The organism is Flavobacteriales bacterium, from assembly GCA_025210805.1.
In the GTDB taxonomy this organism is placed as follows: Bacteria; Bacteroidota; Bacteroidia; order Flavobacteriales; family CAJXXR01; genus JAOAQX01.
Window position 1 is genome coordinate 241,857 of record JAOAQX010000005.1, and the last position, 7,347, is coordinate 249,203.

6 protein-coding genes, 1 tRNA gene and 1 pseudogene are annotated in these 7,347 nt (G+C 32.5%); 4 read left to right on the top strand and 4 right to left on the bottom strand.

The window, feature by feature from the left end:
* Nucleotides 1–25 precede the first annotated feature (25 nt).
* On the bottom strand, nt 26–2,362 hold the full coding sequence (locus N4A45_02790) for a polysaccharide biosynthesis tyrosine autokinase (protein ID MCT4664145.1): 2,337 nt from the start codon (nt 2,360–2,362) through the stop codon (nt 26–28).
* Between the two features lie 56 nt (nt 2,363–2,418).
* On the bottom strand, nt 2,419–3,195 hold the full coding sequence (locus N4A45_02795; protein ID MCT4664146.1) for a polysaccharide biosynthesis/export family protein: 777 nt from the start codon (nt 3,193–3,195) through the stop codon (nt 2,419–2,421).
* A gap of 186 nt (nt 3,196–3,381) precedes the next feature.
* On the opposite strand from N4A45_02795, the gene rlmH reads away from it, so the two are divergent.
* Entirely contained in the window at nt 3,382–3,849 is a 468-nt protein-coding gene (rlmH, locus tag N4A45_02800) for a 23S rRNA (pseudouridine(1915)-N(3))-methyltransferase RlmH (GenBank protein ID MCT4664147.1), read from the top strand.
* Between the two features lie 66 nt (nt 3,850–3,915).
* Nucleotides 3,916–5,763 carry a SulP family inorganic anion transporter gene (locus N4A45_02805; GenBank protein MCT4664148.1) on the top strand — a complete coding sequence of 616 codons (1,848 nt, stop codon included), beginning with the start codon at nt 3,916–3,918 and terminating at the stop codon, nt 5,761–5,763.
* 22 nt (nt 5,764–5,785) lie between these two features.
* Here N4A45_02805 and N4A45_02810 read toward each other — a convergent pair whose 3' ends face one another.
* The gene (locus tag N4A45_02810; protein ID MCT4664149.1) at nt 5,786–6,409 is read right to left on the bottom strand and encodes an HAD hydrolase-like protein; all 624 of its coding nucleotides are present in this window, start codon (nt 6,407–6,409) and stop codon (nt 5,786–5,788) included.
* A gap of 132 nt (nt 6,410–6,541) precedes the next feature.
* Between N4A45_02810 and N4A45_02815 the strand changes: the two genes are divergently transcribed.
* Together N4A45_02815 and N4A45_02820 are read left to right on the top strand one after the other, a co-directional pair.
* Nucleotides 6,542–6,615: transfer RNA gene (locus N4A45_02815), tRNA-Ile, on the top strand.
* 284 nt (nt 6,616–6,899) lie between these two features.
* A pseudogene (locus N4A45_02820) lies at nt 6,900–7,052 on the top strand (IS1595 family transposase).
* 110 nt (nt 7,053–7,162) lie between these two features.
* Here N4A45_02820 and N4A45_02825 read toward each other — a convergent pair.
* Nucleotides 7,163–7,347 (bottom strand): gliding motility-associated C-terminal domain-containing protein (locus tag N4A45_02825; protein MCT4664150.1); only part of this gene is annotated, 185 nt, incomplete at its 5' end.

The following is a 7,347-nucleotide window of genomic DNA, read 5'->3' on the forward strand; positions in this document are numbered from 1 at the left end:
AAATACTGTGCAAAATACAGCTTTACTAGCTTTTTAAAAATTGCTGAAGCCAAGATTTCTTAACTCCTTCACCGTATCCATACCCATATCCGTACCCATAATTTTTGTTCATATCAATATCATTTAGAACAAATGAAACATTATGCAGCTTGTCTGTTTGCATTAGGTTTTTAGGAATTTCAAGAAGTTTTTTGTCTAAGTAATTCGCTCGAACAACATATATATAAGAGTCTGCAAGTTTTTTCATGGTGATTGTGTCTGTCACTAAACCAGAAGGAGCAGCATCAATGATGATATAATCATAAATTTCTTCAACATGTTTGATGAGTTCATCAAATCTTCCATTATTCAGTAGTTCAACTGGGTTTGGAGGTACTGGTCCTGGAAAAATAACATCGAAGTTTGTAATACCATCTACATCTTTTGCAATTAGGTTTTCCATGTCATTATGGTTACCTGATAAATAACTACTGAGCCCTGTTTGAGGGTTTGGGTTGGTAAAATAATCACCTGTTTTTGGTTTTCTTAAATCTGCCGCAATAAGTAATACTTTCTTTTTTGAAAAAGTAAGTATCGTTGAAATATTAGAGGCAAAATAGGTTTTACCTTCACCAGAAGTGGTAGAGGTAATAATAATTTTATTACCTTTTGGTTTTGCTGATGTAAATTTCAAACTTGTAGCGACAATCCTCACAGCTTCTGCCGTAGAACTTTTATCCGAAGGAGATGATATGATTGAGTCAGATTTTGTTTTGTCAAATGGAATGTCTCCTAAATATGAGATATTTCCAAGAACTCTTTCTAAGTCTACTTTACTATGAACTTTATTGTTCAGAAGTTCAAAAATATAGATGATAAGAGTGGTAAGAACAAAGGCTCCAATCAATGCCCCTAAATACACCATAGATTTAATAGGGGAGATAGGCTCTTTTTTTGAGTAGGCTCTATCAATGATGGTTATCTTAGAGTCTGTGGCAGCTAAGGCTAAAGAGGTTTCTTCTTTTTTCTTTAGTAGAAATACATAGAGTGCTTCTATCAGCTCTTGTTGTCTTGCTATACTTCTATATTTTTTCTCAGTTTCTGGTATATTCTTTATTTTAGATTGAAGTTTTTGATCTTGTTTCAATACTTCTGCTAACGATATTTTTAAACTTTTTTCGTAGCTCTTTAAACTTCTTTGAATGTTACTTCTGTATCGGAAGATTTTTTGACTAAGTTCTCTGATTTTTGGGTTTGAAGGTGAAGATCTAGAGAGAATAGCTTCTCTTTCAACCACCAACTTATTAAAGTCTCTTGTGATTTCTTCTAAACCTTTATTGTCTAGACCTAAATTTATAGGAACTAAGCTAAAGGTATCTTTTTCATTTTTAAAGAAATCGGCTAAGTACTGAGCCAATTCTAGTTTAGTTTGTGCTTCTATGATTCTTTTTTGACTTTCTTCAAGAGATTTGCTGAAAAAAGCAACATTCACTTTGATATCAGTAAGGTTGTTCTTTCCTTTAAAACTAGAAACTTGGCTCTCTATGTTTTGAAGGTCTTGCTCAATTCTGTTTATTCTATTATTTAAAAAGTCTAAAGTTTTTATGTTTATTGCTTTTTTATCTTTTATTCTAATTTTATCATACCATTTTACAAGCGTATTTAAGGTCGCTTCTGCAAGTTTTGGAGAATGGTCGGAAATAGAAATGGAGATTATATCATTTTTTTTTGAAGTATTTTTTATCATCAATCTATTTTCAAGTTGAATGATAATATCTTCCGTTGCTTCCACAAAAAGGGAAAATTTATTTCCAATTAATTTATCGGTATTTTCTATTGGCTTAAGAACGATTTTTTTAGATTCCGAAATAGTTATTGTGTCATTCCAGTTAAAAGCTTGTTGACTTCCTCTAGTTTTAAGGAACCCACCATTGTTATCTTCAATGTGTAAATCGATATTTCCTATAGAATAATTGAATTCATCAAAAAGGAAACTAATATGTATAGGTTTAGGAGAAAAAATATCATCGTGAGTGCTCAAGTATTTGACATTGATATTATTCTCTTTAATAACCTTGTCTAACAAAGCTCGAGACTTTAATATTTCAATTTCGTTTTCAATTGATGTTTTATTGCCTCCCATTAGAGAGAATTCGTCTAGACCTTCTAAGAGAGAAAGACCATTACCTTGCTTTGCTTCATTGATAATAAAGCTGGTATTTGCTTGGTATAGCGGCTTTTTGTAGTTGTTGTATAAGTAGGCTCCAATAAGCCCCAAAAGGATAAACAATAAATAAAGCTTCCATTTGCTCGTATAAGTCTGTATGAGCTCTGCGATATTTATTGTTTCTTCTTCATTATTTGTTTCGTACTGGGGAAGCATTGGCTATGGTTTTGGTGGTGTTTTTTTAGAGTCTGAAAAGATCGGTTTTATTGTGCTTATGGTCTTAAAACAGAAATTAAAGCAATTAAAACTGAGGCGATCGAAACACTTAAACTAATTTCGGGTCCAAATTTGGACGAGTTCATTTTAGTTTTATTCGGTTCAATATATACAACATCGTTTTGTTCTAAGAAAAATACGGGACTATTTACGCATTCAGAATTGGTTAAATCAATACGTATAGATTCTTGGTTTCCATCTTGGTCTCTTCTGAGCACCATAATATTTTTTCTTCTAGCATGAATTTTCATTCCGCCTGCCAAAGAAATTGCTTCTAGAATATTGAGTCTATGGTTTTGGATATTAAACATTCCAGGTTTCATCACCTCACCCAAAACAGATATACGATAATTTACAATTCTGATATTGATAATTGGATTTTCCACAAATTTTTCGAGTTGAGCTTTAAGATGTGTAGAGAATTGATCAATGGTTTTTCCGCCCATTTTTAAAGCGCCGAGTACAGGGAATTGAATCATCCCTTGATCATCAATCAAAAAAGGTTGTTGAGCTCTTTGAACATTCATGTTATCATCCTCAATTATTGGCTGTTCTTGCATAACAATCGAAAGATTAAACGGTTCTACAGCCTGATCATCAGTAGAAGATATTTGAATTCTAACTAAATCACCCGGCTTAAAAACCACTTGATGGCTCGTTTTTGCGAATTGAGCTTTTTGCTCAATATCTTGCATTACTGCAATGTTTTCTCTTGAAGCACAACCAGAAATTAGTGCAAAAATTGGTATTAATAAGAAAAATATCCTCATCATCTTTTGAAAATTGAATTTACAAAATTACAATTCTTATTAGAATTATTCTATTTGTTGGGGTTGATTGTATCAAAAAAGATTCCGAAAATGCTTAGTTTTCTGTTTAAAGCGTAAAAAAAAGGTGAATCTATCGTTCAAACGAGTTATTCTAATTAAAATTGTTGAACAAATTAATTTTACAGAACTATGAAAATCTGCTTTCTACAAGTAGGGTCTACTCAAGAGAATTATATTCAAAAAGGAATAGAAGAATATCAAAAAAGATTGAAAAAATATATTCCTTTTGAAATGCTTGTAGTTCCTGAAGCAAAAAACAAGAAGAAGAAAGTTATAGAGCAAAAAAAGGAGGAAGCAAAGAATATAATTAAAGCAATTAAGCCAGGAGATCTCGTGATTTTACTTGATGAAAAAGGAAAACAGTTTTCATCACCTAAATTTGCTCAGTTTTTGCAAAAAAAAATGAATCAATCACCCAAAAGAATTGTTTTTATTCTAGGAGGTGCTTATGGTTTTGATCAAGAAATATATAATTTATATAAAGAAAAAGTAGCCTTATCAGAGCTTACGTTTACACACCAAATGGTTCGTCTTTTCTTTGTAGAACAAATTTATCGTGCTTTTACCATTCTGAATAATCAACCCTATCATCATTAATAAATTTCCAACAAGAAGAATTTTCGGAAAGGTATCTTTATATTTGCCGTTTTAGTAGAAAAAAGTATGGAACAATTTGAGTTTGTAGAGAAAAGAAAAGCCAATATTAAGGATGATATTCTTTCTGGATTAACAGTTGCATTGGCTTTAGTGCCAGAGGCTGTAGCTTTTGCATTTGTGGCAGGTGTGCCACCATTAGTGGGGCTTTATGCAGCTTTTATGGTGGGTTTAATTACGTCTATTTTTGGGGGAAGACCAGGGATGATTTCTGGAGCTACAGGAGCGATGGCAGTAGTTATGGTTTCTTTGGTTAAAGATGGAAATTCTATGGGAAGTCCCGATGAAAATTTAGGTTTGTTCTATTTGTTTGTTACGGTTATACTGGCAGGAATCCTTCAGGTGATTGCAGGTGTATTTAAGATGGGGAAATTCGTAAGACTCATTCCGCATCCAGTAATGATGGGGTTTGTAAACGGATTGGCAATTGTTATATTTCTTTCTCAACTGGGAATGTTTAAAGATTTTTCAAAAGACTATTTTGGGAATAAATTAGAAAGTGTTGAGGCCGTTACTCCAAGATATTTTGATGATGGAAGTGGGGTGTTCTATGATAAAAACATTCAAAAACCCATTTTTGAGAAACAAAAGAATCACTTAATATCAGTAACTAATCAAAAAGAATACTTGATTGAAGGTGAAAATGTGTATGATTTGTCATCAAAATCAATTGCTTTTGTACTAAAAGATGGAGCTATTTTTGAGATTGAAAAACAAGGATTTGTAAAAGAATTTAAAAAAGGTAAAGAACTGTATTTGATGATTGCTTTGGTGTTATTGACGATGTTAATCATGTGGGGCTTGCCAAAGATTTCAAAGAAAAAAATACCCGCTGCTCTAATTGGGATTTTGGTGGTTTCAGCAATTGCTATTTTAGGAAAATTGGATGTAGATACTGTAGGTTCTTTTATCAAAGATGGAGGAGGAGATGGTTTAAAAGGTGGTTTACCAATGTTTCAGTCAGAGTTATTTGACAAGATTCCACTTAATTTTGAAACCTTAAAATTCATTTTTCCTTACGCTTTAATTCTTGCAGCTATTGGGCTGATAGAGTCTTTGATGACCCTCAATTTAGTTGATGAGTTAACCAATACAAAAGGAAATTCAAACAAAGAATGTATTGCCCAAGGGGCTTCAAATATTGTAAACGGATTTTTTGGAGGAATGGGAGGTTGTGCAATGATAGGACAATCAATTATCAATATAAAATCTGGAGGGAGAACCCGATTATCTGGAATTGTTGCTGCAGTAACATTGTTGGTTTTTATTTTATTTGCTTCAGCTTATATCGAAATGGTACCCATAGCAGCATTGGTGGGAGTCATGTTTATGGTTGTTATCGGAACATTTGCATGGAATACCTTCAAAATATTTGGAAAAATCCCTTTACATGACATTGTGGTGGTGTTAATCGTTACGATCTTAACCGTAATTTTCGACTTAGCGATTGCCGTTCTTTCGGGAGTTGTGGTATCTGCTTTAGTGTTTTCATGGGAAAATGCCAAAAGAATTAGAGCCCGAAAATCCTTTAAAGGAGATGGTACCAAAGTTTATGAAATATGGGGACCTCTTTTCTTTGGATCTATTCAGGCATTTAATGCGAAATTTAAACCAGAAGAAGACCCTGTATCTGTAGAAATTGATTTTATGGAATCTAAAGTTCAAGATTATTCTGGTATTGAGGCAATTGCTAATTTGGTAAGAAAATATGAAGCACAGAATAAAGAAGTTGTGTTAAAGCATCTAAGCTCAGATTGTATCGCACTGTTATCAAAAGCAGATTCTAGCCTAGTGAAGCATATAGAGCAAAATGTAGATGACCCCAGATACTACGTAGTAGCTGAGGTACATCAATAATTGTTTAAGTATATAATTTGATTTAAAGAAGATCCTTTAGAAGCAATTCTAATCGGTCTTCTTTTTTCATTAGATAGGTTTCTAAGCCCGCCTCATTTGCACCTATAAGGTGTTGTGGGCTATCGTCAATAAAAAGTCCTTTTAGATGTTCTAATTTCTCACGTTTAAGTATCTCGCTAAAACCTGATGAATGAGGCTTCCTAATTTGTAACTTATGAGATAAATAAACATTCTTAAAACAAGCATGAAATCGATCCATGTATTCAGATCCATTTATTTTAGTAATGGTATCATAGTGATACTGGTTTGTGTTTGAATAGAGAAAAAGAGGGATTCTTTTACCCAATTCTTCAAGAAATACCACAGTTTGCTCTCTAAAACCAATTAAAATAGCATCCCAGGCCTTTCTTATTGCTTCATTCGATGGAGTATTGTTTCCAAGGGTTGCTCTAATAGAGTCACAAAATTCTTGTGGTGAAATTTTTCCTTCTTCAAAAAGATCAACAGTTTCCCACTGCTCTTTTTTGCTAAAGAAATCGTCTAAATTTTTATCAAAAAGTTGCCCAAGAGCTTTGGTTGTGTTTTGATAATCAATATCATAAATTACGCCACCCAGATCTAGGATGATAAAGTCATATTTTTTCATGCTTAAAAAGTCTTTCGGTCTCACAAAATAAAGGATAAAATTACAATGAAAATATTTGTTTGGATAAAAATTTTAGCTTAATATTGCTCCCACGTTTTGAGGTAATCAATACGTTTATCGAACTTTTAGTTCGGTCCTATAGCTCAGTTGGTTAGAGCACTTGACTCATAATCAAGGGGTCCCTGGTTCGAGCCCAGGTGGGACCACTTAAAAAAAGACTTGAAAGATGAAAATCTCTCAAGTCTTTTTTGTGTTTAAATATTTTTTTGAATGAACGGCACTTTGTGAATCCAAATTAAAGTTTTGGGTTAGGTGAATATTTTGCTCATCTAAATGTGAAATATTCTGGTTTTCTCACTCCACTAAACAAAGTGCTAATATTTTTTAAAAAGTATCCTTTTCTTTGGATAAATAGTTTAAGGCTATTTTTTATGCTTATCCGTTAGATTGCCTTAATAATAATGGTGACACAAGTTGTCTTTTGGTTTTTAGAAATTTCCTAAGGGTTTATCATAAAATAAAGGCAATATATTTAAAGAGTTATCTAAACGAATTTGTTTATAAACTCAGTAGGAGATATTTCAAAGAACGAATTTTTGACAGACTCATTATTGTAACCGCTTCTTCAAAAGGGGTAATCTAGCGGATAAGAATCATCATTTGTGGCATTGTTACTTGTTTTTGTTAATTTATCGACACCTAAAGAAAAAATTATAAATAGGAATGTTTCCTATTAAAATTTCCATCTATAATTTACTTAAAAATCATCACCTTACCTTTAAAGCTACCTTTGGAGTCTTCAATTTGGTTTATATATTCAATAATAAAATAATAGGAACCATCATTCATCAATGATCCCGAAAAATCGCGACCATCCCAAAGAGCTTTTTGGTCATTTGTTTCATAGATTAAACTACCCCATCGGTTGTAAAAAGAAG

Bases quoted from the DNA above. Each gene is read 5' to 3' on its own strand.
- N4A45_02790 (MCT4664145.1), bottom strand. From the start codon at position 2,362: ATGCTTCCCCAGTACGAAACAAATAATGAAGAAGAAACAATAAATATC.
- N4A45_02795 (MCT4664146.1), bottom strand. From the start codon at position 3,195: ATGATGAGGATATTTTTCTTATTAATACCAATTTTTGCACTAATTTCT.
- rlmH (MCT4664147.1), top strand. From the start codon at position 3,382: ATGAAAATCTGCTTTCTACAAGTAGGGTCTACTCAAGAGAATTATATT.
- N4A45_02805 (MCT4664148.1), top strand. From the start codon at position 3,916: ATGGAACAATTTGAGTTTGTAGAGAAAAGAAAAGCCAATATTAAGGAT.
- N4A45_02810 (MCT4664149.1), bottom strand. From the start codon at position 6,409: ATGAAAAAATATGACTTTATCATCCTAGATCTGGGTGGCGTAATTTAT.